General features: G+C 62.2%; 23 protein-coding genes and 1 pseudogene. 22 read left to right on the top strand and 2 right to left on the bottom strand.

Going from position 1 to position 26,576, the window contains the following annotated elements; genetic code table 11:
- Nucleotides 1-99: 99 nt before the first annotated feature.
- From P0D84_RS37155 to P0D84_RS37095, 13 genes are all read left to right on the top strand, one after another.
- On the top strand, nt 100-384 hold the full coding sequence (locus P0D84_RS37155; protein WP_408345639.1) for a hypothetical protein: 285 nt from the start codon (nt 100-102) through the stop codon (nt 382-384).
- A gap of 843 nt (nt 385-1,227) precedes the next feature.
- The gene (locus P0D84_RS37150) at nt 1,228-2,340 is read left to right on the top strand and encodes a PAS domain-containing sensor histidine kinase (RefSeq protein ID WP_408345636.1); all 1,113 of its coding nucleotides are present in this window, start codon (nt 1,228-1,230) and stop codon (nt 2,338-2,340) included.
- A 6-nt stretch (nt 2,341-2,346) separates the two neighbouring features.
- The gene (locus P0D84_RS37145) at nt 2,347-2,964 is read left to right on the top strand and encodes a response regulator transcription factor (RefSeq protein ID WP_408345633.1); all 618 of its coding nucleotides are present in this window, start codon (nt 2,347-2,349) and stop codon (nt 2,962-2,964) included.
- 218 nt (nt 2,965-3,182) lie between these two features.
- Nucleotides 3,183-3,569 carry a response regulator transcription factor gene (locus tag P0D84_RS37140; RefSeq protein ID WP_408345630.1) on the top strand — a complete coding sequence of 129 codons (387 nt, stop codon included), beginning with the start codon at nt 3,183-3,185 and terminating at the stop codon, nt 3,567-3,569.
- 189 nt (nt 3,570-3,758) lie between these two features.
- Nucleotides 3,759-4,235, top strand: a complete 477-nt coding sequence (locus tag P0D84_RS37135) for a glycine zipper family protein (RefSeq protein ID WP_408345627.1) — start codon at nt 3,759-3,761, stop codon at nt 4,233-4,235.
- Between the two features lie 29 nt (nt 4,236-4,264).
- Entirely contained in the window at nt 4,265-4,684 is a 420-nt protein-coding gene (locus tag P0D84_RS37130; RefSeq protein WP_408345624.1) for a hypothetical protein, read from the top strand.
- Between the two features lie 101 nt (nt 4,685-4,785).
- Nucleotides 4,786-5,982 carry an efflux RND transporter periplasmic adaptor subunit gene (locus P0D84_RS37125; RefSeq protein WP_408345621.1) on the top strand — a complete coding sequence of 399 codons (1,197 nt, stop codon included), beginning with the start codon at nt 4,786-4,788 and terminating at the stop codon, nt 5,980-5,982.
- 12 nt (nt 5,983-5,994) lie between these two features.
- The gene (locus P0D84_RS37120; RefSeq protein ID WP_408345618.1) at nt 5,995-9,237 is read left to right on the top strand and encodes an efflux RND transporter permease subunit; all 3,243 of its coding nucleotides are present in this window, start codon (nt 5,995-5,997) and stop codon (nt 9,235-9,237) included.
- 1 nt (nt 9,238) lies between these two features.
- On the top strand, nt 9,239-10,825 hold the full coding sequence (locus P0D84_RS37115; RefSeq protein ID WP_408345615.1) for an efflux transporter outer membrane subunit: 1,587 nt from the start codon (nt 9,239-9,241) through the stop codon (nt 10,823-10,825).
- Nucleotides 10,822-12,138 carry a paraquat-inducible protein A gene (locus P0D84_RS37110; protein WP_408345612.1) on the top strand — a complete coding sequence of 439 codons (1,317 nt, stop codon included), beginning with the start codon at nt 10,822-10,824 and terminating at the stop codon, nt 12,136-12,138. Before P0D84_RS37115 ends, P0D84_RS37110 begins: the two co-directional genes overlap by 4 nt.
- Entirely contained in the window at nt 12,131-13,747 is a 1,617-nt protein-coding gene (locus P0D84_RS37105; protein ID WP_408345609.1) for a PqiB family protein, read from the top strand. The genes P0D84_RS37110 and P0D84_RS37105 overlap by 8 nt, the downstream gene beginning before the upstream one ends.
- Nucleotides 13,744-14,349, top strand: coding sequence for a PqiC family protein (locus tag P0D84_RS37100; RefSeq protein ID WP_408345606.1), 606 nt, complete (start codon nt 13,744-13,746; stop codon nt 14,347-14,349). Before P0D84_RS37105 ends, P0D84_RS37100 begins: the two co-directional genes overlap by 4 nt.
- Before the next feature lie 76 nt (nt 14,350-14,425).
- Nucleotides 14,426-15,292, top strand: a complete 867-nt coding sequence (locus P0D84_RS37095) for an SDR family NAD(P)-dependent oxidoreductase (RefSeq protein WP_408345603.1) — start codon at nt 14,426-14,428, stop codon at nt 15,290-15,292.
- A gap of 29 nt (nt 15,293-15,321) precedes the next feature.
- Here the strand turns inward: P0D84_RS37095 and P0D84_RS37090 are convergent, their stop codons facing one another.
- The gene (locus P0D84_RS37090) at nt 15,322-16,410 is read right to left on the bottom strand and encodes an SDR family oxidoreductase (RefSeq protein WP_408345600.1); all 1,089 of its coding nucleotides are present in this window, start codon (nt 16,408-16,410) and stop codon (nt 15,322-15,324) included.
- Nucleotides 16,411-17,100: 690 nt separating this feature from the next.
- Between P0D84_RS37090 and P0D84_RS37085 the strand changes: the two genes are divergently transcribed.
- The 6 genes and pseudogenes from P0D84_RS37085 to P0D84_RS37060 all read left to right on the top strand — a co-directional run bounded on the left by P0D84_RS37085 (nt 17,101) and on the right by P0D84_RS37060 (nt 20,976).
- Complete coding sequence (locus P0D84_RS37085; RefSeq protein ID WP_408345597.1) at nt 17,101-17,355, top strand: hypothetical protein; 255 nt, start codon at nt 17,101-17,103, stop codon at nt 17,353-17,355.
- Between the two features lie 507 nt (nt 17,356-17,862).
- On the top strand, nt 17,863-18,042 hold the full coding sequence (locus tag P0D84_RS37080) for a hypothetical protein (protein WP_408345594.1): 180 nt from the start codon (nt 17,863-17,865) through the stop codon (nt 18,040-18,042).
- A 78-nt stretch (nt 18,043-18,120) separates the two neighbouring features.
- The gene (locus tag P0D84_RS37075; RefSeq protein ID WP_408346386.1) at nt 18,121-18,348 is read left to right on the top strand and encodes a hypothetical protein; all 228 of its coding nucleotides are present in this window, start codon (nt 18,121-18,123) and stop codon (nt 18,346-18,348) included.
- Between the two features lie 30 nt (nt 18,349-18,378).
- Nucleotides 18,379-18,708, top strand: a pseudogene (locus tag P0D84_RS37070) (hypothetical protein); the annotation flags it as partial.
- A 96-nt stretch (nt 18,709-18,804) separates the two neighbouring features.
- Nucleotides 18,805-19,653 (top strand): class II glutamine amidotransferase, encoded by an 849-nt coding sequence (locus tag P0D84_RS37065; protein ID WP_408345591.1) that lies wholly within the window; start codon nt 18,805-18,807, stop codon nt 19,651-19,653.
- 156 nt (nt 19,654-19,809) lie between these two features.
- Nucleotides 19,810-20,976, top strand: a complete 1,167-nt coding sequence (locus tag P0D84_RS37060) for a porin (protein WP_408345588.1) — start codon at nt 19,810-19,812, stop codon at nt 20,974-20,976.
- Between the two features lie 132 nt (nt 20,977-21,108).
- Here P0D84_RS37060 and P0D84_RS37055 read toward each other — a convergent pair whose 3' ends face one another.
- Complete coding sequence (locus tag P0D84_RS37055) at nt 21,109-22,074, bottom strand: LysR family transcriptional regulator (protein ID WP_408345585.1); 966 nt, start codon at nt 22,072-22,074, stop codon at nt 21,109-21,111.
- Nucleotides 22,075-22,311: 237 nt separating this feature from the next.
- Between P0D84_RS37055 and P0D84_RS37050 the strand changes: the two genes are divergently transcribed.
- From P0D84_RS37050 to ilvD, 3 genes are read left to right on the top strand one after another with little or no spacing between them, the layout of a single operon-like run.
- The gene (locus tag P0D84_RS37050) at nt 22,312-23,649 is read left to right on the top strand and encodes an MFS transporter (protein ID WP_408345582.1); all 1,338 of its coding nucleotides are present in this window, start codon (nt 22,312-22,314) and stop codon (nt 23,647-23,649) included.
- Between the two features lie 10 nt (nt 23,650-23,659).
- On the top strand, nt 23,660-24,439 hold the full coding sequence (locus P0D84_RS37045) for an SDR family NAD(P)-dependent oxidoreductase (protein ID WP_408345579.1): 780 nt from the start codon (nt 23,660-23,662) through the stop codon (nt 24,437-24,439).
- Between the two features lie 49 nt (nt 24,440-24,488).
- Complete coding sequence (gene ilvD / locus P0D84_RS37040) at nt 24,489-26,216, top strand: dihydroxy-acid dehydratase (RefSeq protein ID WP_408345576.1); 1,728 nt, start codon at nt 24,489-24,491, stop codon at nt 26,214-26,216.
- The last annotated feature ends 360 nt before the right edge of the window (nt 26,217-26,576 follow it).

Here is a 26,576-nt window from a genome sequence, read left to right as displayed (position 1 = left end):
AATAGGACTAAGGTCCAATGTGCTTGCGAGCGGAGGGGGTTAATCTGGAAGATGCGGCCCGCACAGCCGTGCCTGTGCCTGCTGCCTCAGGAGACGATCATGAAAGTTTTGCTTGTGTTGATAGGTATCGCGCTGTCTTCCAGCGCGTTCGCGGAATGTGTAACGAACGCCCGGGGTATGACCGAATGCAATAACGGAGAGGCGGCCGGCGGCTATAACCCGCACACCGGCAACGCATGGAAGGCGCAAAAGAATCAGAACGGTGTCACGACGACCACGACGAGCAAGGGCGGGGAAGCCAAGACCAAAAACGGTAAGGGCGTATATAAGAGCCCGAGCGGACAGACCTGTTATCGGACGGCCAACGGTCAAGGTTGCAATTGAAGGGGCCCGTGGCGCGACTTTGAGACCGTGTCCGTCACGCAGGTTGCCGAATCGCGAACATCAGGTAAGCAGATTTATCGCCAATGAAGTGGGCAGACAATTGGACTTTGGTCTTGTTTGCGAGTTGCTCGCAATACCTGCCTGACAAATGCCTCAATTTACGTTTACATGTTCATGTCTGCGTACTAGGATTCCTTTTACCGGTTGGAAGCGCTTCCCCAAATGTAATTCCTACCGGTACGCTCGTACCGCCTGCCGTCCATATTCAGAGCGTGTCTTTGTTAAATCGTTAACTGTCTAATGGGACGATGAGCCTGCTGTTCAAGGGCATAGTCTCGCGCCGATGTTCAGTACAACTTTTGGCAGCCAATTTTGCGGTGCCGAATCTTGAGAGGCCGTTCGGTCATGAGCGTCGTCATACCTGCGATCGTCGTTTTACAGGCAGCAATCATTTTAGGGTTGCTGGCGCTCGAATTGCGCCGCCGCGTATTAGTACCGTTCAGCAGTCTTAATCCGCCAATTAGCGAAACGAACTATCGCGAATGCGCGACGCCTGGCGCATGTGCGGCGCATGCGGCCCTTCCGGAACTGGCGGAGAAAGCGGATCGGATCCAATCCTTAAATCAAACTCATCAATCGGAGATTCTACGGCGCGAAAATCGCGACAACGCAGCCACGGGTCCCGGTGGGGCGGATAGCGGTCTATCGACGTCGCGCGCGAGAAGACGTTTTACGGAGCGGCTACGTACGTTTGCATCCGCGAGAACTGCACGTAGGAAAACTTATGATGGCGGCGCGCGAGACGCGTTCGAGCACGATTCAGGTGCTGCTGCTGACGAACAGGTGAGCGGCGAACGTTATTTTCGTGAAGCGCTGGCGTTATTGCCGGTGGCGACCCTGATGCTCGATGCGCGCGGCCTGATGGCAATGGTCAATCCGCAAGCGGACCGGTTATTCGGTTACGAGTGCGGTGAGTTGGTCGGCAGGCCGGTTGAACTGCTGGTTCACGCTCTGCGCTTCGACAGCGACGCGCCGCATTGGGCCGACCCGTCAGGTATACGACGATCGCATGGGCTTCTGCCATTGGATGACGTGTGCGCACGTCGCAAGGACGGCACGGAGTTGAGTGTCGAAATCGACTTGAGCGCATTTCGCTTCGGCGATGAGAACGTCACGCTCGTATTTGTCATCGACAAAAGTGACCGGTACGAGTTACGCCGTCAGCGCCAGGATCTGGCGCATCTGACGCGCGTGTCGACGATGGGGCAGTTGGCTTCCTCGCTGGCGCATGAGTTGAATCAGCCGCTTACCGCGATTCTCAGCAACGTGCAGGCCGCGCAGCGCTTCATGACAGCCGATCCGATCGATCTGGCCGAGTTGCGTGAAATTCTGAACGATATCGTGCAGGACGATTACCGGGCCAGCGAGGTGATCCGACGCATTCGGGCAGTCGTCAAGAAGGGCGATCTCGAGGTGATTCCTCTCGACCTCACCGGCGTGATGCGCGACGTGGTTTCGCTGGTACACAGCGATGCGATTGTGCGCGGCATCCGGGTGACGCTCGATATCGACGCAACAATGCCGCTCGTACGCGGCGACCGGGTTCAATTGCAGCAGGTAATGCTGAATCTGTTGCTGAATGCGTTCGACGCGATGAACGAGGTCCCTCCCGTTGACCGCGTGGTGTGCGTCACGCTCAAATCGGCTGACAACGGCATGGTGTTGATCGCCGTTCGCGATCGCGGCCATGGCTTGACCGCGGATAAGCTGGACAAGATATTTAAGCCGTTTTTTACATCAAAACCCCAAGGGCTCGGTTTGGGATTGTCGATCAGCCGTTCAATTATCGACATGCATCGCGGGCGACTATGGGCCGAAAACAACAACGATCGAGGCGCGACATTTTACGTGGCATTGCCGGCGGGCGATGCGACGGAAGAGGATAAGTCGCGATAAAAAGCCATGACTGAATCCGATTCGCTTGTATTCGTTGTCGACGACGATGACTCCGTGCGTCGTGCGTTGGCACGCCTGATCCAATCGGCGGGTTACCGTGTGGAAGCATTCGGCAATGCCCACGCATTCGTCGAACGGCTGCGCGAGGTTGCGTGCCCTGCCTGTCTGGTGCTCGACGTGCAGTTGCCGGATCTGGACGGTCTGGCATTGCAGCGCGAACTCAACGCGGTCCTGCCGATCATCTTCATCACCGGGCACGGCGATATCGCGATGACGGTGGGTGCGATGAAAGCGGGCGCCACCGATTTTCTGGCGAAACCTGTGAACGACACGGATCTGCTCCGTGCGATCGAGGCGGCTTTCGAACGCGTTGCGCAGACCCGCGCGGTACGCTGCGAGCTGGACGCGATCCGCGGCCGTCTGGACAGGCTCACGCCACGCGAGCGGGAAGTCATGGCGCTCGTGGTCACGGGCCGCCTGAACAAGCAGGTGGCCGGCGAGCTCGGCACGGTCGAAAAGACCATCAAAGCTCATCGCGCGCGCGTGATGGCGAAGATGGAAGTCACTTCGCTGGCCCAGCTGGTGCGCGTCGCGGACAAGGTCGGTCTCGGCGAGCACGCGTAAACACACGCTTCGCGCTGATGCCATCGCAGCCGGTCAGTAGTAGCGTTGCCCGGCTCGCGGGGCTGTCCCGGCGTGCCCGTCTCCGGAAGGTGCCGCAGGTCTGCCGCACTCGCTCCACACGAGACCAAGGTCCAATATCCGCGAATCTTTCTGCCTCGTAGGCTTTCGTTTGGGGGAGTGCGCTTACTCGCGCATTCCCGGACAGCGGACTACTCTCCATGGGAAAACTCAAACCATTCGTTGTCGTCGTCGATGACGATGAATCGGTGAGCCGGGCGATCAAACGATTGCTGCGCTCCATCGGGATCGCCGCCGAAACGTTCGCGAGCGGCGACGCGTTTCTCGACGTCCTCGCATCGATGCCGTCGTATCAGCCCGACTGCGTCATCCTCGACGTGCAGATGCCGGGGCTCAATGGACTCGAAGTCCAGCGGCGCCTGTCCGGCAAAGGCATGCCCGTGATTTTCATTACCGCACACGATGAGATCGGCGTACGCGAGCACGCGCTCGCGGGCGGTGCGGTTGCCTGGCTGCGCAAGCCCTTCAACGACGAACTGTTCGTCAAGACGGTGCGCGCCGCACTCGGCGGTGTACCGCCTGTCTGAGGCAATCGCGCAGGTCCGCGCATCGAATTTGCGCGTTATGGGACCAAAGGCCAATTGCCATCGAACGACGCGAAATCCAATAATTGACTCGACTGATCAAGGTCGAAGATGGTGCCTGGTTCGGAAACAGGCGCACGCATAGGCGCACGCCAACGGCTCGCCTTGTGGGAAATCGAACGGAATCTGACCATGCTACCGATCGTGCGAGGGCTGACGGGTGTGCTTGTGCTGACGCTGGCGTGTGCAGCGGCGGCGCAGCAGCCCATCATTTATCCGGCAAAGGGCCAAAGCGCCAGCCGGCAGCAGACCGATACTGCGGAGTGCCAACTATGGGCCAAGCAGTCGACCGGTGTCGATCCGGTCGTGCTCGCCCAGCAAGGCGCGACGCAATCCGGGGCAGCGCAGCCGCAGGGGCAGCGCCTGAGAGGCGCCGCCGGTGGCGCGGCACTCGGTGCCGCAGTGGGCGCGGTGGCGGGCGACGCCGGCAAGGGCGCGGCGATCGGCGCGATCACGGGTACGGCTGCCGGCGGTATGCGGGCGCGACGCGCGCAAGAGAATGCGGCCGCGCAATCGCAGGCTAATCAGCAGCAAGTCTCGCAAGCGTTGAACACCTACAACCGCGCGGTGGCTGCATGCATGACAGGCCGAGGTTACACGGTCCAGTAGGACTCACGCGCAGCAGAAGAGAGGCATCCATGAACAGGAAATGCATACGTGCCGCGCTTGGGGCTCTGGCGCTGACGAGCGGGGTCTTTTCGGTTGCCATATCGGAAACGGCATCGGCGGCACAGTTCGACGGTAGCGCGCCGCTGATATGCGCGACCATCGACGCCCACGACTGCGATCCCGGCGAACTCTGTTTGCGCGGCCTGCCGTCCGAGCTGGGTGCGCCGCAATTTCTGCGTATCGATTTCGCGAAGAAAGTCGTCATTGGACCGCAACGCACCACCGCCATCCGCTTCATGGACACAGGCCCAGACCAGATTCTGATGCAAGGCACGGAACTGGGTTACGCGTGGACGATCGCGCTCGACAAAACGGTGGGCTCGATGACCGTGACGCTCGTCAACCATCAAGACACGCTGGTGCTGTTCGGTGCCTGCACTCTCACGTAGCCGCAACGGGTGAACCGATGAAACCTGTAAGCCATGCGATGTCCACACAAGGGTCTGCGCCGGGACATGGTGACGCAACGGTAGTCGCGCGAAGGTTTCTCATGCTTGTCATGCTGACGTTGTGTCTGGCTGCCTGTCATAAGCCGGCGACACTACCCGCAGCCGGCGAGACCGAAGTCACCGTGATGCAGGTCAAGCCGGCCGACACGCCTGTCGATTTCGAATTCACCGCGCAAACGCAGAGTTCACGCGAAGTCGAAATCCGCGCGCGTGTAGACGGCTTTCTGGACAAGCGGCTCTATACCGAAGGGCAAATGGTTCACACCGGACAGACGCTTTTCCAGATGGATGCGAAACCCTTCCAGGCGGCATTGCAAACGGCCAAAGGCCAGCTTGCACAGCAGCAGGCGCGCCTGACGGTGACGAAGGCGAATCTCGCACGCGTGATTCCGCTAGCCGCGCAGAATGCGTTGAGCCAGAAGGATCTCGACGACGCGACCGGCAATGAAAAGCAGGCGGTAGCCGCGGTGATCGCTGCCCAGGGTCAGGTGCAGACGGCGGAACTGAACCTGAGCTATACCACGATCAAGTCTCCGCTGAACGGCTTGTCCAGCTTCGCGAGGCAACAGGACGGCAGCTATGTGACGGCCTCCGCGACGGGGCTGCTGACCTATATCTATCAACTCGATCCAATGTGGGTCAACTTCAGTATTTCGGAAAACGAATTGTTGAGATACCGCGAGGAGGTCGGCAACGGGCGTCTGAAATTTCCGCCCAATGACGACTTCGAAGTGACGGTGATCCTGGCGGACGGCACCGAATTTCCGAACCACGGCCATATCAGCTTCAGGAACCCGGCTTTCAGCACGGAGACCGGTACGTTCCTCGTGCGGGCGTCCTTCGCCAATGCAGATGGCTCCTTGCGCCCCGGTCAGTTCGTGAAGGCGCGCGTGTCCGGCGCGACCCGCCCGAATGCGATTCTCGTGCCGCAGCGCGCGGTCCTGCAGGGCGCGAAGAGCCACTTCGTGTGGGTCGTCGACAACGACTCGAAGGCGCATCAACGCGTCGTGGAAGTGGGTGAATGGCATGGCGACAACTGGTTCATCACCGATGGATTGAAACCGGGCGAGCGGGTGGTGGTCGACGGCGCGATCCGCGTGGTCGCCGATACGCCGCTGAAAATCGTCGCGGCGCCGGCTGCGCCCGCTGCGCCCGCTGCGCTCAACGCGCCGGCCGGCGGTGAAAGCAGTTCGAAGGAGTCCCCGCCCGCCGCGACTGCCACCACTGCCGCGCAGTAAACGGACCGCGAGATGAACCTCTCCCACTACTGCATCGACCGCCCGATCTTCGCGTCGGTGCTTTCGATTGTCATCACGCTCGGCGGCGCGGTGGCCATGCTGAATTTGCCGATCGCGCAGTATCCGGACGTCACGCCGCCGCAGATCACGATCTCCGCCACCTACCCCGGCGCCAGTGCCGACGTGGTGGCCAACAACGTGGCCGCACCGATCGAGCAGCAGGTGAACGGCGCCGACAACATGATCTACATGAACTCGTCGAGTTCATCGACCGGCAATCTGACGATCAACGCGTTCTTCCAGATCGGCACCAATCCGGAACTCGCGCAGGTGGATGTGCAGAACCGCGTGAATCTCGCGCTGCCGCAATTGCCGAGTTCGGTACAGTCGCAAGGCATTCAGGTGCAGAAGAAGTCGTCGGCGTTCATGATGGTGATCTCGATCTATTCGCCGAGCGATCGCTACGACGCGACCTACATCGCCAACTACGCGAACATCTACGTGCTCGATGCGCTCAAGCGCATACCCGGCGCGAATCAGTCGGCTATCTTCGGCACGCCGGACTACGCGATGCGGATCTGGTTGAAGCCCGACCGCATGGCGCAGCTCGGCATCACGGCGGGCGACGTACAGAGGGCGGTCGCCAACCAGAACCAGCAGTTCGCCGTGGGCCGTCTCGGGCAGTCGCCGACCGGTTCGCCGGTCGAGCAGTCGTTCGCTGTCACCACGACTGGCCGCTTAAACGAACCCGCAGACTTCGACAACATCATCATCCGGGCGGCGAGCGGCGACGCCGCCATCGTGCGGCTCAAGGACATCGGCCGCGCCGCGCTGGGTCAGAAAGACTACTCGATTCGCAGCCGCTACCAGGGCAAGCCGGCCACCGTTATCGCGGTGTACCAGCAGCCGGGCGCCAATGCGCTCGACGTGTCGAAGCAGGTGCGCGCGACGCTTGCGGAAATGCAGAAGAGCTTTCCGGAAGGCCTCGAATACAGCATCGCGATGGACACGACGGAGTTTACGCGGGCGTCCATTTCGGACGTCGTGCACACGTTTTTCGAAGCCCTCGTCCTCGTCGTGATCGTGGTGTTCGTGTTCCTGCAAAGCCTGCGTGCGACGCTGATTCCGGTGATCGCGGTGCCGGTGTCGATCATGGGCACCTTTGCGGGGATGCTCGCGCTCGGCTTCTCGATCAATATGCTGACGCTGTTCGGCATGGTGCTCGCAATCGGCATCGTGGTGGACGACGCGATCGTCGTGATCGAGAACGTCGAGCGGAACATGACCGTGCACAAGCTCAGTCCGAAGGAGGCCGCCAAGCGCGCCATGGACGAAGTGGCGGGCCCAGTGGTGGCGATCGTGCTGGTGCTGTGCGCGGTGTTCGTGCCGGTGGCGTTCCTCGCCGGCATCACGGGGCAGTTGTACAAGCAGTTCGCGATCACCATTGCGATCTCGGTGGTGCTCTCGGGGCTGGTTGCATTGACGTTGTCGCCGGCGCTGGCGGCGCTGCTGCTCAAGCCGGGCCACCATGAAAAGAAAGGCTTCTTCAAGTGGTTCGACAGAAACTTCGCGAAGATGACGGATCACTACACCTCCGTCGTCAAGCTGGTGATCAAGCGCTTCGCGATCGCGCTATTCCTGTTCGTCGGCATGATCGCGCTGGCGGTGGTGATGATGCGCTCGATTCCGACCTCATTCCTGCCGCCTGAGGACCAGGGCTATCTGCTCGGCGCGATCATCATGCCGGACGCGGCGAGTCTCGATCGCACCGGTGACGTGTCGCGACACGTTACCGATTACTTCATGAAGCAGCCGGCGGTGAGCAGCGTGACGATCGTCGACGGCTATAGCCTGCTCGACAGCCAGAACAAGAACAACGCCAGCACCTTTTTCATCGGCTTCAAGGGTTTCGACGAGCGCTACAAGTTCGCCAACATCAAGACCCAGAATGCCCGTGCCGTGTTGATCGACGCTTACGAGAATCTCTCGAAGATCAAGGAGGGGATCATCCTGCCGGTCAATCCACCGTCGATTCCGGGGCTTGGCACGACGGGCGGCACCGAGATGTGGATTCAGAGCAAGGGCGACGCGACCACCTCGCAGCTGGCCGGCGTAGTGGACGATTTCGTCGCGAAGGCCAAGAAGCGGCCGGAGCTGTCGCGTGTCACGTCAACCTTCAACGCGTCTTCACAGCAGCTGCTGGCCGACGTGGACCGCGATAAATCCGAAACGCTCGGCGTGCCGATCGAAGAGGTCTATAGCGCGATGCAGACGATGTTCGGCTCGCTCTATGTCTCGCAATTCAACCGTTCGAGTCGGCTGTGGCAGGTCATCTTGCAGGCCGAACCTGCATACCGTTTGACGCCGATGGATCTGAGCCAGTTGTACGTGCGCAGCAAGACGAACAGCATGGTGCCGCTCAAGTCGGTGATCACGACGAAGTATGTCACCGGGCCGGATCTGGTCACGCGCTTCAACAACTTCCCCGCCGTGAAGATCACAGCTAACGCCGCGCCTGGCTACAGCTCGGGGCAAGTCATCAGCACACTCGAGGAAGTGGCCGAACAGGTGATGCCGTCGGGCTATGGCGTTGGCTGGAGCGGTGAGGCTTACGAGGCGCGGCAAGCGGGTAGCACCTCGGGCCTGGTGTTCGCGTTCGGCCTGGTGATGGTGTTCCTGATTCTCGCCGCGCAATACGAGAAGTGGAGTCTGCCGTTCGGCGTGCTGATGGCGGTGCCGTTCGCGTTGTTCGGCGCGTTGCTCGCGATTCTGTTGCGCGGCCTTGAAAACGACGTGTATTTCCAGATCGGTTTGACGATGCTGGTCGCGCTCGCCGCCAAGAACGCGATCCTGATCTTCGAGTTCGCGGTACTCAATCGCGAATCGGGCGAATCGGTGTACGACTCGGCGGTCACGGCCGCCACGGAGCGGCTGCGCCCGATCGTGATGACCTCGCTTGCGTTCATCCTGGGTTGCGTGCCACTGGCCGTCGCGCTCGGCGCATCGGCCAACAGCCGGCACTCGATCGGCACCGGCGTGATCGGCGGCATGCTCGGCGCGACGGCGATCGCCGTGTTCTTCATCCCGATGTTCTTCTACGTGCTCGAAACCATGTCGGAAAAGAGCGGCAAGAAGAAAACGCCGGGCGAGAGCGGTGGCCCGAGCGCGCCGGGCGGTACGGGGCCTGTTACGCCGCCGGCGGGTTCCGGCGGCGGTCCCGCGACCACGCCGTCCGCGCAACGTGAGGGCGACTGACATGCGAGGCCTTGCGTTACCGCTGCGTGTGGTCTGCGCCTCGATGCTTGCGATGGGACTAAGCGGCTGCCTGCTCGGTCCTGACTACGTACGCCCGACCGTGGAGACGCCCGCGAACTATCGTTTCGAAGCCGGTGAAACCGCCGAGGTCGCCAACGCGCCCTGGTGGGAGCAGTTTCAGGACCCAGTCCTGAACGATCTGATCCTTGCCGCACTCGCGGACAACAAGGACGTGAAGATCGCGGCCGCCCGTGTCGACCAGTTTCTCGGCCAGTTCGTGACGACGCGTTCGGCACTGTTTCCGCAGATCAGCGCGGGCTTCGACGCCTCGCGTCAGCGTGCTCCCCTGGGGGGGCTGAATACGCTACCCGCTGGCGTCAGTCCGGTCTTCAACCAGTTTCAGGCGCCCTTGATGGCGGCTTGGGAAATCGATCTGTTCGGGCGCGTGCGACGCGAGACCGAATCGGCGCGCGCGAGCCTGCTGGCGAGCGAGGAGGGCCGCCGCGCGACGATTCTTTCGCTGGTCGCTTCGGTGGCCACCGCTTACATCAATCTGCGCGATCTGGATCAGCAACTGGACATTGCCAAGGCGACGACCGAGAGCCGCGCGGGATCCGTCAAGGTATTCCAGGCGCGTTTTTCAGGCGGCGACGTCTCGCAGATGGAACTCGCGCAGAGCCAGTCCGAGTATGAAGCGTCGCTCGCCACGATTCCGCAGCTCGAGACGCAGATCGCTCAGCAGGAAGACGCCTTGTCGGTCCTGCTCGGGCGCAATCCAGGTCCGATTCTGCGTGGCCGTGACCTGACGGACCTCTCACTGCCGGCGGTGCCGGCGGGCTTGCCGTCCGATCTGCTCGAACGTCGGCCTGATCTGCTGCAGGCCGAGCAGAATCTGGTCGCCGCCAATGCCCTGATCGGCGCGGCACGTGCGCTGTATTTTCCGCAAATCTCGCTGACCGGCCTGTTCGGCACCGCCAGCGGGCAATTTTCAAAGCTGTTCACCGGACCTGCGCGCATCTGGTCGTACGCGGGCTCGCTGACGGTGCCGATCTTTACCGCGGGCAGCATCAGCGGCCAGGTGAGCCAGGCGGAAGCGCAGCAGCAACAGGCGTTGTTCCAGTATCAGCAGGCCATTCAGACCGCGTTCCAGGAAGTCGACGACGCGCTCATCGCACTGCAGAAGTCGCGCGAGCAACTGGTCGTGCAGGCTCGCCAGGTGGACGCGTTGCGCACTTACGCACGGCTCGCGCGGCTGCGCTTCGAAGGTGGCTATACGAGCTATATCGAGGTGCTCGACGCCGAGCGCAGTCTGTTCAACGCCCAGCTCAGCTACACGCAGACCAACGGTCTCGTGTTCAACTCGCTGATCAGTCTTTATAAGGCGATGGGCGGCGGCTGGGTCGTGCAGGCCGAAGCGATGACCGGACGGGTGATGGGGCAGAAGGCGGTGGCGCAGGTGGCCAGGCAATCCGGCGATCAATCGGGGACTCAGTCGGGGACGCAGTCAGGGACTCAGTCAGCGAATCCGTCGGCGAACCCATCAGCGAGTCCATCACCTGCTTCGCCCGGCGCGGAGCAGCCAAAATGACCGCCACCACGACAAACGAGGCAAACGGGGCAAACGGGGCAAACGAGGCCGGCGAGATTGTTCTCGTGGCCTGCCACGAATGCGATCTGCTGCAGCGCGAATCCGCCGTGCCGGGCAACGGCACGCTGCGCTGCTGCCGCTGCCACGCCGAACTCTACCGGGCGCATCCGGACAGCACTGACCGGGCGCTGGCGTTTACGCTCACCTGCGTGGTGCTGTTCGTCATCAGCAACCTGTATCCGATTGTCGGCCTCGTGGTGAACGGCGACCTCGTCGAGACAACGCTGCTCGGCTCGGTTCGCGTGCTCTACAAGGACGGCATGTGGCCGATTGCGGGCCTCGTGTTCGCCACCACGTTCCTGATGCCGCTGTTGCAGATGACGGCCATGGCGTATCTGCTGGTGCCGTTGTGGCTGGGCCGCCGCCCGTATCACGCCGACCTCGTGTTTCGCCTGATGCATCTCGCGCAGCCGTGGGGCATGACTGAGGTCCTGATTCTCGGCATGCTGGTGGCGCTGGTCAAACTGGCGCATATCGCGAGCGTCGTGCCGGGTGTGGCGTTGTGGTCGTTCGGCGCGCTCATGCTGCTGATGGCGGCCGCCGCGACCGCGTTCGATCCACGCGCGCTGTGGCGGCGCATGGGCAGCTTCGACGACGTCGCCTCGGCGACTGAGGCATCTGCCGCCGCGACCGGGCATACCGCGCTGCGTTGCGGCCTGCTGACCTGCCATAGCTGCGGCCTGCTGGTGAAATCGACGGCTCATGCGCATGGCGCGGCATGTCCGCGTTGCGGCGCCCATTTGCATGCGCGCAAACCCGAAAGCATCACGCGCACCTGGGCGTTCCTGATCGCCGCCATTGTGCTGTACATCCCGGCGAATGCGCTGCCTGTGATGAATACCAGTTCGCTGTTCGGCTCGGAGAAGGACACCATTCTGAGCGGCGTGGTTTATCTCTGGACCTCGGGCTCATGGCCGCTTGCCGTGGTGGTGTTCATTGCCAGTATTGCGGTGCCGATGCTGAAGATCCTGGCGCTGATGTATCTCGTGATTTCCACGCAACGGCGCTCGGTCACGCTCGTGCAGCAACGCACCCGCATCTATCGGCTGGTGGAGCTGGTGGGGCGCTGGTCGATGCTCGATATCTACGTCATCACCATTCTTGTCGCGCTCGTGCAGTTCAACGCGCTTGCCACGATCCAGGCAGGACCGGCTGCTGTCGCGTTCGGCTCGGTGGTCGTGCTGACGATGTTCGCCGCCATGTCGTTCGATCCGCGCCTGATCTGGGACGCCACGGAGCCTCACCATGTCTAGACCGCCCGGACCACCCGAGCTTCCCGAAGCAGTGGCGACGCCGCGTTCGCGCTGGCGCATGCAGGTGGTGTGGCTGGTGCCGCTGATCGCCGTGCTGATCGGCTGCTGGCTCGCGGTCAAGGCGGTCCTCGACAAGGGGCCGACCGTCACCATCAGCTTTCAGACCGGCGAAGGGCTCGAAGCGGGCAAGACCAAACTCAAGTTCAAGAACGTGGATATCGGCGAGGTCAAAAGCGTGACGTTGTCGAGCGATCACCGCAGTGTGATCGCCACGGCCGAGCTCTCAAAAGACGCCACAAGTCTGCTGGTGGACGACACGCGCTTCTGGGTGGTGCGCCCGCGCATTTCCGGCGGCACAGTGTCGGGCATTGGCACCTTGCTATCCGGGTCGTTCATCGGCATGGACGTGGGTACCTCCACCAAATCACGGCGCGACTACGTCGGGCTCGAGTCGCCGCCAGTGTTCGCGAGCGGCGTGCCGGGGCGCGAATTCATTCTGAAGGGCGCCGACATGGGCTCGCTCGATATCGGCTCGCCGATCTATTTCAGGCGCTTGCAGGTCGGGCAGATCACGTCGTACAAGCTCGATGACAACGGCAAAGGCGTCACGATGCATGTGTTCGTCAACGCGCCTTATGACAAGTACGTGCAGAACGATACGCGCTTCTGGCAGGCGAGCGGGATCGACGTTTCGCTGGATGCGACCGGTGTGAAGGTGAATACGGAATCGCTGGTGGCCATTCTGATCGGCGGTCTTGCTTTCCAGTCGCCCGACGACACGGCCGATCAACCGGAGGCGGATGCAAGCACTGAGTTCTCGCTGTTCTCCGACAAGACCGAGGCGATGAAACGGCATGACCGCATCGTGGATCACTACGTGCTCAATTTCAAGGAATCGGTACGCGGCCTGATAGTTGGCGCGCCGGTCGATTTTCTCGGCATCGTGGTGGGCGAGGTGGAGGCGATTCACACGCGGTTTGATCCAGTCACCAAGCAGTTCAGCATTCCGGTCGACATCAAACTGTTTCCGGAGCGCTTCACGTCGCGCTTCGCGTCGGGAACTGTTGGCGGCAGGCTGGCCACCGATGCCGATCGGCAACAACTTGCGCAAGCACTCGTGGATCATGGCCTGCGGGCCCAGTTGCGCACCGGCAATCTGCTGACCGGCCAACTCTACGTCGCGCTCGATTTCTTCCCGAACGCACCCAAAGCGAAAGTGGACTGGAGCTCGAGCCCGCCAGCTATGCCGACCGTGGCCGGCGGACTGCAATCGTTGCAGGATTCGGTGACCACGCTCATCGCCAAGCTGAACAAGATTCCTTTCGAAGCGATCGGCAACGACGCGCATAAGACATTGCGCGACGCGGATGCATTGCTCAAGCGGCTCGACACTGAAGTTGCGCCGCAAGCCATCCAGACGCTGGCCGCGGCGAAGTCCGCGCTCGACTCTGCGAATAACGCGCTGCAGCCCGATTCTGCGCTGTCACAGAACACCGGCGATGCGATGAAGGAACTGGCGCGCACGGCGGCGGCTTTCCGCACGCTGGCGGACTATCTCGAACGCCATCCAGAGGCGCTGATCCGGGGCAAGCTGGAGGATAAAAAATGACGCGCCTGTCCTTATCGATCGCCATGGCGTTCGCGCTCGCCGCGCTGAGCGGTTGCGCCGGATCGCCAAAGTCGGACTTCTACACGTTGAGTGCACAGGTGCCGCAGGCGAGCAACGTTCCGGCGAACAATGTTCAGGCGGCGCCGATGACGGTGGTGATCGGCGTGGTGACCATACCCGATCTCGTCGACCGGCCGCAGATCGTGGTTCGCACCGGCGACAACAAGGTCGATATCGACGAATTTGCCCGCTGGGCCGATCCTTTGAAGAGCCAGATTCCGCGTGTGATACGCGCCGATCTCGCGCAAATACTCAATAGCCCGCTCGTGTCCACCTATCCGATGGGTGGCGATCCGGCGTCGGCCTACCGGGTCCAGCTCGATGTCCAGCGTTTTGAGGCAGCGCTCGGCGATGCCGCCACGGTCGACGTATTGTGGTCGGTCTTCCCGCCCGGGAAGAAGCCGCTGCTAAGCGGCCGAAGCACGGTCCGCGAGCCTTGCACCGGCAGCGGCTTCGATGCGGTGGTGGCGGCATATAGCACGGCGCTCGGAACGGTGAGTCGCGATATCGCCGCGGCGATCCGCCCGGTTGGTTCGCCTTGATTTGCGCGTGGGCGTGATGCCGAATGTTCAGGCAGTTCTCTAACGGACTCGATCACCCGGCAAAGGATGGCATTCCATGGTTGGTTCAGGGCGGCGTGTGTCCGTCGTGACAGGTGCGACCGGCGGGATTGGACGCTGGATCGCGCTCGGGCTCGCGCAGGCCGATCACCACGTGGTGCTGGTCTGCAGGGATGCGGTGAAAGGGCGCGCGCTCGCCGACTGGATCAGCCAGCACGCGCCTGCTGCGAGCACGGAACTGAGACTCGCCGATCTGAGCTCGCTTTGCGCGGCACAACGTCTCGGTCAGGAGATCGCCGCTGTCCATCCACGGTTATCCGTTCTCGTCAATAACGCGGGCATGTTCACCGCGCGCCGGTCGACGACGGCGGAAGGCCACGACATCGTGCTGGTGCTCAACCATCTCGCGCCGCTGGTGCTGACTGACGCGCTTGAGCAGGCGCTTCGGGCTGGAAGTCCAGCGCGGATCGTGAACGTGGGTTCGTCGACCTCGGAGCGCGCGCGAATCGATCCGGACGACCTCGAACTCGATCGGCACTGGGGCATGGTGCGAGCCTACGGACGTTCGAAACTGGCGATGATGATGTCGACGTTCGCGCGGGCGCAACGTCTGCGCGGCAGCGGCGTGGTGGCGAACGTCGTGCATCCCGGGACCGTAGCGACTGGTCTGGTTCGCGAAGGCGGCGTAATCGGCGCCGCGTGGCGGCTCATGGGACCGTTCCTGCGCAACGGGCAGCAGGGCGCGGACACACCGCTCCATGTCGCCCTGGCGCCGGCCTGGGCGGCAGCCACTGGCTTGTATGTCAAAGACCGCGCTGCAGTCCGTCCGAACCGGCGAGCGCTGGACGCGGCCCTCGTGGAAAAGGTCGAAGCCGCTTCGAGGGAGTTGGCGGCACGCAGCACGGTCGTGGATATACCGCTCTAGGCGCTCGCGCGAACCATGGCCCGCACCGCTCAATCCAGAGCATGCTCCTGAACTGTCGTTTCATCCGCCGGGCGGCCAGGCGAAGCCTGCCTTCCGGCCTGCGGTTCCCAGCGGGCATGCTGCCGCAGCCGCGCGAGCACACTCAGGATACGGATGTGCACGCTGCCCGAACGCGCCTGAGCGTCGAACGCGCCCCGCACGGGTGAGGGGCGATCGGAAGCGTCGAACAAGGTGGGCGCGTGCCGCTCCTTCAGCGCGGCCTCATCCGTCAGCTGACCGCCGTAGCCGAGTTTGCGTATGGCCGCGGCGACAAGTCCCGGCACAAGTCGAACGCCGAGCGAGAACAGAATCGCCGTTGAGGTCACCGGCATCTCCGCGCGTCCGCTGATTAGCGCGAGGCGGATAGCCTCGGCGACGACCTCCGGCTGGTAGACCGGCGACATCGGCCGCCCGAGTTGACCCATGTGTGATATCGCGTGGTCGAAGAACGGTGTGTTCACCGCGGGCGGGAACACGCTTGTCAGGCGCACGTGGCTGCCGTCCTGGGACAGCTCCGCGCGAATCGACTGGCCGAAGCCGCGCACCGCGTGCTTTGCGCCGCTGTAGGCGGACAGCAGCGGCATGCCATGAAACGCGACCGCCGAACAGACGTTGACGATTGAGCCGCGATCGCGCGGTATGAACCGCCGCAATGCGACTCGGGTGCCGTTGACCGTGCCCATGTAGGTGACGTCGGTAACGCGCCGGAACTGTTCGGCGGGGGTATCCAGAAAGCGACCATACGTGCCGTTGCCCGCGCAGTTGATCCATGCATCGATAGGGCCGAGTACTGCTTCGATGCGGGCGGCCGCTGCTTCCAATGCATCAAGATCGGCCACGTCAGCCTGTTCCATCGCGGCCATGGCGCCGTGGCGATGCACATCGTCGAAGACTGCCTCCAAACCTGCCCGCCCGCGGGCAATGAGGCCGACCCGCCAGCCATATCGGGCGAAGACGTTGGCCGTGCCGCGCCCAATGCCCGAGGAGGCGCCGGTGATCACTATCACGAGCGTCTCCGTTCGTCGGTTCGGACTTGCGTGGTGGCTGGATTGCATCAGGAAGTCGGGGTCGCTCGGCATTCAGATATCCCTGTCGGTCTGCGTGCTGTCAATGCTCGCTACTCGTCCTTTAGCCTTGAGAAAGTTGCAGCGTCATGCGGCAGTGATGTGCGGCCTCGCGCCCGTGATGCCGGGGCTCTATGGCTCTAACGGTGAGCAGAAATCTCCGGCCAGAGTATTTCAAGCCGGTGGTTCTCGATATTAGACCTTGGGCCAATGGAGCGTTGTTTTGCGGGGCGTTTTTAAAGAAGCATCTGTTCGAACCCCTGCAGCGGAAACTGCGTTCCGCCGTCTTCGGCCGCTCAGGCGACTTCATCGGCTTCCCGTTTAGTACGATTGGCGTAATTAGCCTTGGTCCTGGCGGAAAAAGCCGCTTGCGAGTTCGCGATGGATTCCGCTGAAAATATTCGCTACCGCTTCGGCATCCAGCGCGCTATAACACGTATTTGCAGGGCGATTATTACGTGTCGAAGGGTCCACAAAATCCGTTGGCACTGCCAGTTCGCACGCCATCTTGCGCCCCGGGACCTCGGCTCGGCGCACTGCTCTCCGCATGTTCATCACGACCTAAAACTTTGGCCTCGGGCGATTCTGCCGTGGACCCGAAGCGCGTCTTCGCGCGTCCGAAAATCTCCTATCCGGGTTGATTTCCGGGCATGCGGCTAACTATTCGCACGAGTGAAAACTGCACCCTGAATCAAGGAGCTAAACATGAAAACACGACTAGTGGTGGCTTCTGCCGCCGGATTGCTTGTCATGGCCGGCTTCGCGCATTCGCAAAACATGCCGGAGCCTCAGCAACCCACTTCACAGGAAAACGCAGCGACTCAGCCTGCCGCCTCGCCGTCCGACACCGGGACGCAGGCATACGGCGGCACGCCGGACACGAAAATGCAGAGCGGTTGGAAACATATGAAGCCCTGCAGTACCGATCCGCAATGCAATATCTTCTTCGGTGGGAGTTAAAAACAAACTGATGTCGCGCCGGACAATAACGGCAAACAAAACGGGCGCGGGTCGGAAGGCGTGACAAACGTCAGCAGCCATGCGCGACCATCCAGTCAAGGTAGGTAATTTCCAGAATGGTGAGTGATTCCAGGAGACGGCGCTATCTCACTCAACGGTGAGGAATTCCAGGAGATGGCGCCACCTCACTCAACGGTGAGGAATTCCAGGAGATGGCGCCACCGCTCAACGGTGAGGAATTCCAGGAGATGGCGCCACCTCGCTCAACGGTGAGGAATTCCAGGAGATGACGCCATCTCGCTCAACGGTGAGGAATTCCAGGAGATGACATCACCACGGCCAAAGGTGAGCGATTCCAGGAGATGCCGTTAAATCAATTAAAGGTACGCTGCGCCAATGGCAGCGCATCGCCCTGCCAGAAGGTGAGTTATCCCAGCCGCCGAGCAGCACCGTGGAAGCACGCTAAGACATCCAAGGTGAGGCGTTCCAGGAGATCGCTCGCAAAAGGTGAGTGATTCCAGGAGGGGAATAATTGCCGTGTTGAACCCGCACCTGAAAACCGTGAAATACGGTGAGGATTTCCAGGAAATCTTCCTCATGACAGCCGACTGCGAAGCACCCTTCAGACAGCCTTCAAAGAAGCACGCAAAGCCCATAGGTGAGAACATTCAGGAGCGGGCGAGGTGAAAATAACGCTACCTGTCTGCGCACTTTGAACTCTAAGGTGAGGAAATTCGGGAGCGTGTCGCCGGGGCCGGCTGGGACGTGCTCTCGCAAGTCGATGCAGCCGCGCACGCGGCCTCGCGCTCGAACGGATTCGGCCTGCCGCACCTGCGGGAATTGAAGCCGGCGTTTCTATCGTCGTATTCGGTCACGCTGAACGGCTCTGTGCAGCTCGCCGCGACCGTTGGCGTCTGTGCACATGCGCCGATCGACTTCGCGGCGGACACGAGTGCCGTTGAAGAAACCAGCGGTGAGCTCGAGTTGTTTTGATCATCGAGTTGATATCCGCAATGAGCGGGGACGAATCTGATCTCGGGTTCGTTCAAGAACCGCTATGTCGGCGATGCGGATGCATGGCTGCGCAGCCAGGTGCAAGTACCGCTGCTGGTGAATCACAGGCATAAGTGCATCTCGTTCGGCAGCGGCAATCCACAACTGTGTTTCATGTACTCGCTGACGGGCTCGCACTCGAGGCGCTCGGTCAAGCTGTATCAACGTTTTGTGTTCAGCCTGAACTGGTCGCCGGAGGACATCAAGGAAGTCACGGACGATGTCGGCGCAATGGTCGAAGCGGGTGAACTAAGCTGGCGAGCTAAACGCGGCAAGCGTGGCGGCCGCGCGCAAAGGTGAGGTTTTTCGGGAGCCCATACGCGGGGGCATGTGCGGGTGATTTGCAAAGCATGATTCGCTATAACGGCGGCGGTGGAAACACGCTAGTCTGCGAACATGTGCCAATTGCTCGCCCTCAGCTGCGCCGAACCCACCGACGTCAGTTTCTCGCTGACGGGTTTTGCCGCACGCGGCGGGCTCACCGATCATCATGTGGACGGCTGGGGCGTGGCGTTCTACGAAGACCGCGCGTGCCGCGTGTTCGTCGATGACAAGCCCGCGTATCAGTCGCCGGTGGCGGAGTTTCTGAAGAGCTATCCGATCAAGTCGCGCAATGTTGTCGCGCATATCCGCAAAGCGACGCAAGGCGGCGCGCGCGTGGAGAACTGCCACCCCTTCATGCGCGAACTGCGCGGCCAGCAATGGGTGTTCGCGCATAACGGCGACCTGCAACCGCTCGGCGAAACGGAGCAAGGTCCGTTTGCACCGGTCGGCGCGACCGATAGCGAAGCGGCGTTCTGCTTCATCATGAATCGCCTCTACGCGCGTTTCGCCACTCAAGCGGACGTGGACGACATCGACGCCGCATTCGACGTGATCGAACAGGCAACGCGCACGCTGAACCCGTATGGCATTTTCAACTTCGTGCTCTCGAACGGCAAAGCGCAATTCGCGTATTGCTCGACGCGTCTTTCATACGTGATACGTCACTGGCCGTTTTCGAGCGCGCGTCTCGTCGACGGCGATCTGACGGTGGATTTCGCGGAGCGTGGCACGCCGGCCGATCGCACGGCGGTGATCGCCACCACACCGCTCACCGATGAAGTCTGGACCGCCTGCGAGCCGGGCGATCTGCTGATGTTCCGCAGCGGCGCGCTAGTGCGGCGCGCGCACGTTCCCGTTCCCGCCGAAGTCCTCGCGACCTCGAAATACGCGCCCTCCGAATTGTCCGCCGTTCCGGCGTGACATCGCTTCAACCTGCGTAAGCGTGTCGTCTTAGAAGCCATCGCGCGATTGTCGCTTTCATATTCATCGAAGAATTAGTTGGTTTGCCGACGCAAAGCCGTCTCGTATCGTTTCGCCAGTTTTAAACAAATAAAACATTGATACGGGAATTTGAAAATGAAACGACTTTCTCTCCTTGCGTTGCACGCGGGCCTTCTGCTCGCTGCCGGCGCTCAGGCGCAAAGCAGCGTCACGCTGTACGGCATCGTCGACGCCGGTATTGCTTATGTGCACAACGCACAAGGCGCGAATGGCCAGAATCAATCGACGCTCGTGAAGTTCAGTAGCGGCAATATGTCCGGCAGCCGCTGGGGTCTTAAAGGCACCGAAGACCTGGGCGGCGGACTTGCCGCGGTGTTCCAGCTCGAGAACGGCTTTAACGTCGGCACGGGTGCGCTGGGTCAAGGCAGTCGCGAGTTCGGGCGCAAGGCGGTGGTCGGCCTCTCGAGCGGTACGTGGGGCGCGGTTACGCTGGGACGTCAATACGACCCGATCGTCGATCTGGTTCAAGGCCTGACTGAAGACAACTACTTCGGCGGCGTGTTCGCCTCGCCCGGCGACCTCGACAACTACGACAACAGTCTGCGTGTGAGCAACTCGGTCAAGTATGTGAGCCCGCTGTTTGCCGGCTTCCAGGTCGAAGCACTGTACGGCGTGGGCGGCGTGGCCGGTGCAACCGGCAGCGGTCAGACATACAGCTTCGGCGCGGCCTATGCGAATGGGCCGCTGTCGCTCGGCGCAGGCTATTTCTACGCGAACGGCGGCAACACCACCACGGCGAATGTGCGCACGTGGACCAGCAGTTCCGATTCGCTGTTCAACACGGTGATCAACTCGGGTTTTGCGAGCGCGAAGTCGATTCAGATCGTGCGTGTCGGCGGACAATACGTGATCGGCGCGGCCACCATCGGTGCAGCTTACTCGAACACGCAGTACGCAAACGACGCGTTCTCCGCGTTCCACGACACGGCCAAGTTCAACAACGGTTCGGTGTTCTTCAACTATCAGATCACCCCGGCCTTGCGCACCGGTGTGGGCTACAACTACACGTCGCTCACCGGTCCGAGCTCGGCGCACTACAACCAGGTCAACCTCGGTGCGGATTACGCGCTGTCGAAGCGCACCGAACTGTACGCGCTGGCGGGCTACCAGAAGGCGAGCGGCAACACGTTGAACGCGAGCGGCAAGGTGGTGAGCGCGCAAGCCTCGATCGGCAGTTACGGCGTGAATTCAGGCACCAACAGCCAGGAATTGGCGGTGGTGGGCATCCGTCACAAGTTCTGATTGCCTGTATGAACGAGCCGGTTGCCTTGCTGGCAACCGGCCTTCCGAAGGCTTTCCAAATGCCTTCAAAAAACGCAAAGGTGAGAACATTCGGGAGGCGGCGCACAATCGCGATACGTGAGCCGCGCCCCATCACTCCGCCTCACCCTCCAGCAATTCCGACGACGACTCCCGCAAGCATTCGCTGAACAGATCCGCCGCCGGCGCAGCGGTATCCGCGCGCCACACCAGCACGACTTCGCCCAGCGGTTCGAGCGGCGCGAGCGGCAATACGCGCATGCGTCCACGGCTCACATGATGCCGCGCGACCGAGAGCGGCAGAATCGACGCAAAGTCGCCACCGATCAGCAGCGACAGATTCAACGTCAACGAACTCGATTCGACCGCGCCGCGATCGAGCGGAATGCCGTGCTCCGCTAACGCCTCCGCCAGCGTCGCGAAAGCGGGTGAACCGCGCAGCGGCGTAATCCAGCGCGCCGAGCGCAGATCGTTCCAGCTCACCGGCATATCCACCTTGCCGAGCGGATGTCTCGCACCCACGACGAACACGAACGGCTCGCGAAGCAAGGTCTGCTGGCTCAACACACCAGCGTTGCCGGTGATCCGGTTACGGCCGAGCGCGAGATCGAGCTCGCCTTCATCGAGCATCTTGATTAGCTTGTCGAGCGTTGCTTCCGTGAACGACAGCGTCGCCCAAGGCGCGCGCCGCATGAACAGTTCGACCGCATGCGCGATCAGCGGCTGCGGAATCGTGGCGACCGCGCCGAGGCGCACGTGCCCGGCCGTGCCGGTGGTCAGCGCACTGACGTCGCGGCGCGCGAGTTCAATGTGCCGCAGGATTTCGCGGCCACGCAGGGCCATCACTTTACCGATGCTGGTCAACTCGACCGCATTGCCGACCCGTCGCGCGACCGGCACGCCAAGCGCCTCCTCGATTTCGCCGATCTGTTTCGAAATGGCCGGCTGTGTCACGTGGAAGGCGGCCGCGACCCGCGTCACCTGTCCAAGCTCCGCAAGGCTCACCAGGATGCGCAGATGCGGCAGCTTCAGGCCGCTGCGAAAGAAGCGGTCGATTGCGTCGTTTTCGGTGGTTGTCATCAGTGTTGATTCGATGCGCATAACTGAACGGTAATGACCTGCGTCGAAACGGTGATTTGCCGTACGGCGCTTAATCCGGCTAATCTTCAATATCGGCAGGACGGTAGAGCGTGAAGCGGGTGGCTCGAGGATAGCAGGTACGCTTCGATCACATGACTCAGGGTATAACCGGAGCCGCTCCATGCGCCGCATCGCCGCGACCACAGCGCGTATTCAAGCGCGCGGAAGGAGACATGCATGAGCACCCCTCTATACGGCGGCGCCGAGCGGCCCGCTGTGCCTGATGAACCGTCGGAACCGGTGGAATCCGCTGAACGCGCGGCGCTGTATCGCAAGCTCGCCTGGCGCATCGTGCCGTTTCTGTTTCTCGCCTTCATCGTCGCGTATATCGATCGCGTGAATGTGAGTTTCGCCAAGTTGCAGATGCTCACCGATCTCTCGTTGAGCGAGACCGTGTACGGCGCGGGCGCCGGCATCTTCTTTCTCGGCTATTTCATTTTCGAGGTGCCGAGCAACCTCATCTTGCATCGCGTTGGCGCACGCATCTGGATCGCGCGGATCATGGTCACGTGGTCGATCGTCTCGTGTCTGACGATGTTCGCGAGCGGCGCGACCTCGTTCTACGTGCTGCGCTTTCTGCTCGGCGTAGCCGAAGCGGGCTTCTTTCCAGGCATCGTGCTGTATCTGTCGACGTGGTTTCCGTCGAACCGGCGCTCGCAGATCATTGCGCTGTTCATGGCGGCGATTCCGGTGTCCGGCGCGATCGGCGGTCCGGTGTCGGGTTGGATCATGCAGCAACTGGCAGGCGTGCATGGCCTCGCCGGCTGGAAGTGGCTGTTCCTGATCGAGGGGATCGCTTCATTGGTGGTGGGCATTGCGGCGTTCTTTGTCTTGCACGATCGCATCGAGTCGGTGAGCTGGCTGAACCGAGAGGAAAAAGCGCTGCTCGCACATGACCTCGAAGCCGATGCGCAGACTCGCGCGCATCAAACGGTACGCGGCGCGTTCACCAATCCGAAGGTGTGGCTGCTCGGCCTGCTGTATTTCTGCATCGCGATGGGCAACTACGGACTCGTCTTCTGGCTGCCGACCATGATCCGCGCAAGCGGTGTGGTGAGCGTGGCGAATATCGGTCTGTTGTCGGCGGTGCCGTCGCTGATCAGTGCAATCGCGATGATCCTGATCGCACGTCACGCCGACAAGCACGACGAACGGCGCAAGCACGTGGCCGTGTGCGCCGTGCTGGGGGCCGCCGGCATGCTGGCCTCGGTGCTGCTCGGTCAACACGTATGGCTTTCCATGGCGGCGCTGGTGGTCGCGGCGATCGGCATCAATTCGATTGCGCCGGTGTTCTGGGGCATTCCGACCGCGCTGATGGGCGGCGTGGGCGCGGCGGCGGCCATCGCGGTGATCAACTGCACCGGCAATCTGGCGGGCTTCGTGAGTCCGTACGTGATCGGCTTCCTGAAAGACACGACCGGCACGTTGCTGCCCGGCATGATCGTGCTCGCCTGCGCGTTGGTGCTGGCCGCGGTGATTGTCATGGCAATGCCGGCTACGCGCAAAACAGCATGAGGAGAGCAGGATGACGCAGCAGGTTTGTATGGTCACCGGGGCGGCCACGGGTATCGGCGCGGCCACCGCGTTGCGCTTTGCGAGCGCCGGCTGGGCGGTGGCGATCGGCAACTTCGACGACAGCACGCGTGAAGCGGCGCTGGCTGTCGAAGCGCAATGCCGGCAACTCGGCGCTGAGACGCTGGTGTTCGATGCCGATGTCGGTTCCGACGCCGCGTGTGTAAAAGCGGTCGATGCGGTGGCCTCGAAGTGGCAGCGCATCGACGCGCTCGTCAACTGCGCCGGCACGACGCGGTTCATTCCGCACGGCGACCTGGCCGCCATCGACGATCTGGAATTCGAGCGCGTGTATCGCGTGAACCTGATCGGCATGTTTCAGATGACGCGCGCCGCGGTGCCTGTGCTGCGCGATTCGTCGACCGCTTCGCACAGCGCGGCGGTGATCAATATTTCGTCGCTGGCTTCGCTGAACGGCACGGGTTCTTCCATTGCTTACGCGGCTTCGAAGGGCGCGGTCAATACGCTAACGCTCTCGCTTGCGCGCAATCTCGCCCCGCACATTCGCGTGAATGCGCTCGCGCCCGGCATGGTGGACGATGGCTTGCCGCGCCGCGTGCTCGGCGACGAAGCGTACGCGAAGATCGTCGACAGCATGACGAAGGTCGCACCGCTCAAGCGTGTATCGCAGCCCGCTGAGATCGCCGACCTTGCGTGGTTCATCGTTGCGCATGCGCCTTCGATGACCGGTCAAGTGATCGCCGCCGAGAACGGCATGCTGCTGAACGGCTGAACGGCTGAACGGCTGAACGCATAGCAGACGCACACGTACAGGAAAAACCATGAGCAATCTCCACAAGCACCGTTCGCGTACCGTCACCGAAGGCATCACGCGCACGCCGCATCGCGCGTTCCTGCGGGCGACCGGCATGGACGACGCCGCGATCGAAAAACCCTTCGTCGCGATTGTCGATACGTTCGGCGAAAACACGCCGTGTTCGATGTCGCTCGCAGCCGTTTCCGACAACGTGCGCCTCGGCGTCGCGGCGGGCGGCGGTGTGCCGATTCGCGGCTCGGCGATCTCGGTCTCGGACGGCACCTCGATGAATCATTCGGGCATGCGCTTTAGCCTCGTGTCGCGCGAGATCATCGCGGACAGCGTCGAGGTGTTCGTACGCGCGCATTGCTACGACGCGTTCGTCGGCGTGGCGGGTTGCGACAAGACGTTGCCCGGCATTCTGATGGGCATGGTGCGGGTGAACGTGCCGGGCGTGTTTCTGTTCGGTGGTGCGATGCTGCCGGGCATCGCACCGGACGGCACACAGGCGACGATCCTGACCGCGATCGAGGCCGTCGGCGCGGCGCAACGCGGCGACATGTCGCTCGAAACCCTGCGCGGCATCGAGAAGCGCTGCACGCCAGGCGCGGGGTCCTGTCCCGGGCAATTCACCGCGAACACGATGGCGATGGTCGCCGAAACGCTCGGTCTCGCACCGCTCGGCTCGGCGATGGTGCCCGCCGTATACAGCGAGCGTATTGCGATTGCCCGGCGTGCCGGCGAAACGGTGATGAACACGCTGAAAAACGGCGGTCCGCTGCCACGCGATCTGGTCACGCGCAAGAGCCTGGAGAATGCGTGCGCCGCGGTGGCCGCGACTGGCGGCTCGACCAATGCCGCACTGCACATTCCGGCGATCGCGCATGAAGCGGGCATCCGCTTTACGTTGGACGATGTGTCCGAGGTGCTCGCCCGCACGCCGTTGATTGGCGATTTGCAGCCGGGCGGCAAGTATCTCGCGCTGGATCTGTATCACGTTGGCGGCGTGCCCGCGGTGCTGAACGCGCTGCTCGCGGGCGGGTTTCTGCATGGCGATACGCTGACGCAAACCGGCGAAACGCTCGAAACCGCCTTGAAGGCGTTTGCGGGTCCTGATGGACGTGTCGTTCGTCCGCATAACGAGCCGCTCAGCGAGAACGCCGGGCTGGTGGTGTTGCGCGGCAATCTCGCGCCGGACGGTGCGTGCCTGAAGACGGCGGGATTGAAGTCACTGGTCTTCAGCGGCCGCGCGCGCGTGTTCGAAACCGAAGAGGCGTGCATGTCGGTCGTATCGAAGCGCACCTATGAGGAAGGCGACGTCCTTGTGATCCGCAACGAAGGGCCGAAGGGCGGCCCTGGTATGCGCGAGATGCTCAGCGTGACGGCGGCGATCTACGGTCAGGGAATGGGCGAGAAAGTCGCGTTGCTGACCGATGGCCGTTTCTCGGGCGCGACGCGCGGCATGTGTATCGGCTACGTAGGACCGGAAGCGGCGGCCGGCGGCCCGATTCGTTTGCTAAGAGATGGCGACCGGATTCATATCGACGCGCACAAAGGCACGCTCGACGTCGAATTGAGCGATGAGGAACTCGCGCGGCGCAGCAAGGAGACGGTGCCGTTCACGCGTGGCCGCCTGGGCGGCGTGCTGGAGAAGTACGAAGCGCTGGTGCGGCCGGCGAATCTCGGCGCGGTGACGCACTCGGGCGCGGTGGAATGGCCGTATGAGGCGTCGATCGGTGAGGAGGAGGCGTGAGCGGTAAGCGCAAGCGCCGCTCGCACCGCCCGGCCCGCACCAGCTCTTACCTGGGTATGCAGATTACTCAGACCCATCCAAAGGTGAGGGTTTGCGGGAGTGGCCTGTTCTGAACCTTCGGCGCCACGCCCAGCATGCCTTTGCGGCCTGCCCCCAAACTCGAAAGGTGAGCGTTTTCGGGAGCTACCCGATGTGCGCTTCGCGCCTGGCCCCGACCGCTCCGCGCTAAAGGTGAGACTTTTCGGGACCAGACGCTCGCCTCGTACAGCGACTTTGCGCGCCGTCCAGTACTACGTTCCGTACTGAAGGAGTCGGGAAGAAATTGCCAACTCAGGGGGCCACTCCGCCTTTGAAAACACT

Origin of the sequence: Paraburkholderia sp. RL17-337-BIB-A (genome assembly GCF_046025895.1) — a bacterium.
Lineage (GTDB): Bacteria > Pseudomonadota > Gammaproteobacteria > Burkholderiales > Burkholderiaceae > Paraburkholderia > Paraburkholderia fungorum_C.
Note: the sequence above shows the minus strand (reverse complement) of the source record. Positions and strands in the feature narration are given on the sequence as shown.

Excerpts from the sequence above, each read along its gene's own strand:
- P0D84_RS37155 (WP_408345639.1), top strand. The coding sequence starts at position 100 with ATGAAAGTTTTGCTTGTGTTGATAGGTATCGCGCTGTCTTCCAGCGCG.
- P0D84_RS37145 (WP_408345633.1), top strand. The coding sequence starts at position 2,347 with ATGACTGAATCCGATTCGCTTGTATTCGTTGTCGACGACGATGACTCC.
- P0D84_RS37140 (WP_408345630.1), top strand. The coding sequence starts at position 3,183 with ATGGGAAAACTCAAACCATTCGTTGTCGTCGTCGATGACGATGAATCG.
- P0D84_RS37135 (WP_408345627.1), top strand. The coding sequence starts at position 3,759 with ATGCTACCGATCGTGCGAGGGCTGACGGGTGTGCTTGTGCTGACGCTG.
- P0D84_RS37130 (WP_408345624.1), top strand. The coding sequence starts at position 4,265 with ATGAACAGGAAATGCATACGTGCCGCGCTTGGGGCTCTGGCGCTGACG.
- P0D84_RS37125 (WP_408345621.1), top strand. The coding sequence starts at position 4,786 with ATGCTTGTCATGCTGACGTTGTGTCTGGCTGCCTGTCATAAGCCGGCG.
- P0D84_RS37120 (WP_408345618.1), top strand. The coding sequence starts at position 5,995 with ATGAACCTCTCCCACTACTGCATCGACCGCCCGATCTTCGCGTCGGTG.
- P0D84_RS37115 (WP_408345615.1), top strand. The coding sequence starts at position 9,239 with ATGCGAGGCCTTGCGTTACCGCTGCGTGTGGTCTGCGCCTCGATGCTT.
- P0D84_RS37110 (WP_408345612.1), top strand. The coding sequence starts at position 10,822 with ATGACCGCCACCACGACAAACGAGGCAAACGGGGCAAACGGGGCAAAC.
- P0D84_RS37105 (WP_408345609.1), top strand. The coding sequence starts at position 12,131 with ATGTCTAGACCGCCCGGACCACCCGAGCTTCCCGAAGCAGTGGCGACG.
- P0D84_RS37100 (WP_408345606.1), top strand. The coding sequence starts at position 13,744 with ATGACGCGCCTGTCCTTATCGATCGCCATGGCGTTCGCGCTCGCCGCG.
- P0D84_RS37095 (WP_408345603.1), top strand. The coding sequence starts at position 14,426 with ATGGTTGGTTCAGGGCGGCGTGTGTCCGTCGTGACAGGTGCGACCGGC.
- P0D84_RS37090 (WP_408345600.1), bottom strand. The coding sequence starts at position 16,410 with ATGCCGAGCGACCCCGACTTCCTGATGCAATCCAGCCACCACGCAAGT.
- P0D84_RS37085 (WP_408345597.1), top strand. The coding sequence starts at position 17,101 with ATGAAAACACGACTAGTGGTGGCTTCTGCCGCCGGATTGCTTGTCATG.
- P0D84_RS37065 (WP_408345591.1), top strand. The coding sequence starts at position 18,805 with ATGTGCCAATTGCTCGCCCTCAGCTGCGCCGAACCCACCGACGTCAGT.
- P0D84_RS37060 (WP_408345588.1), top strand. The coding sequence starts at position 19,810 with ATGAAACGACTTTCTCTCCTTGCGTTGCACGCGGGCCTTCTGCTCGCT.
- P0D84_RS37055 (WP_408345585.1), bottom strand. The coding sequence starts at position 22,074 with ATGACAACCACCGAAAACGACGCAATCGACCGCTTCTTTCGCAGCGGC.
- P0D84_RS37050 (WP_408345582.1), top strand. The coding sequence starts at position 22,312 with ATGAGCACCCCTCTATACGGCGGCGCCGAGCGGCCCGCTGTGCCTGAT.
- P0D84_RS37045 (WP_408345579.1), top strand. The coding sequence starts at position 23,660 with ATGACGCAGCAGGTTTGTATGGTCACCGGGGCGGCCACGGGTATCGGC.
- ilvD (WP_408345576.1), top strand. The coding sequence starts at position 24,489 with ATGAGCAATCTCCACAAGCACCGTTCGCGTACCGTCACCGAAGGCATC.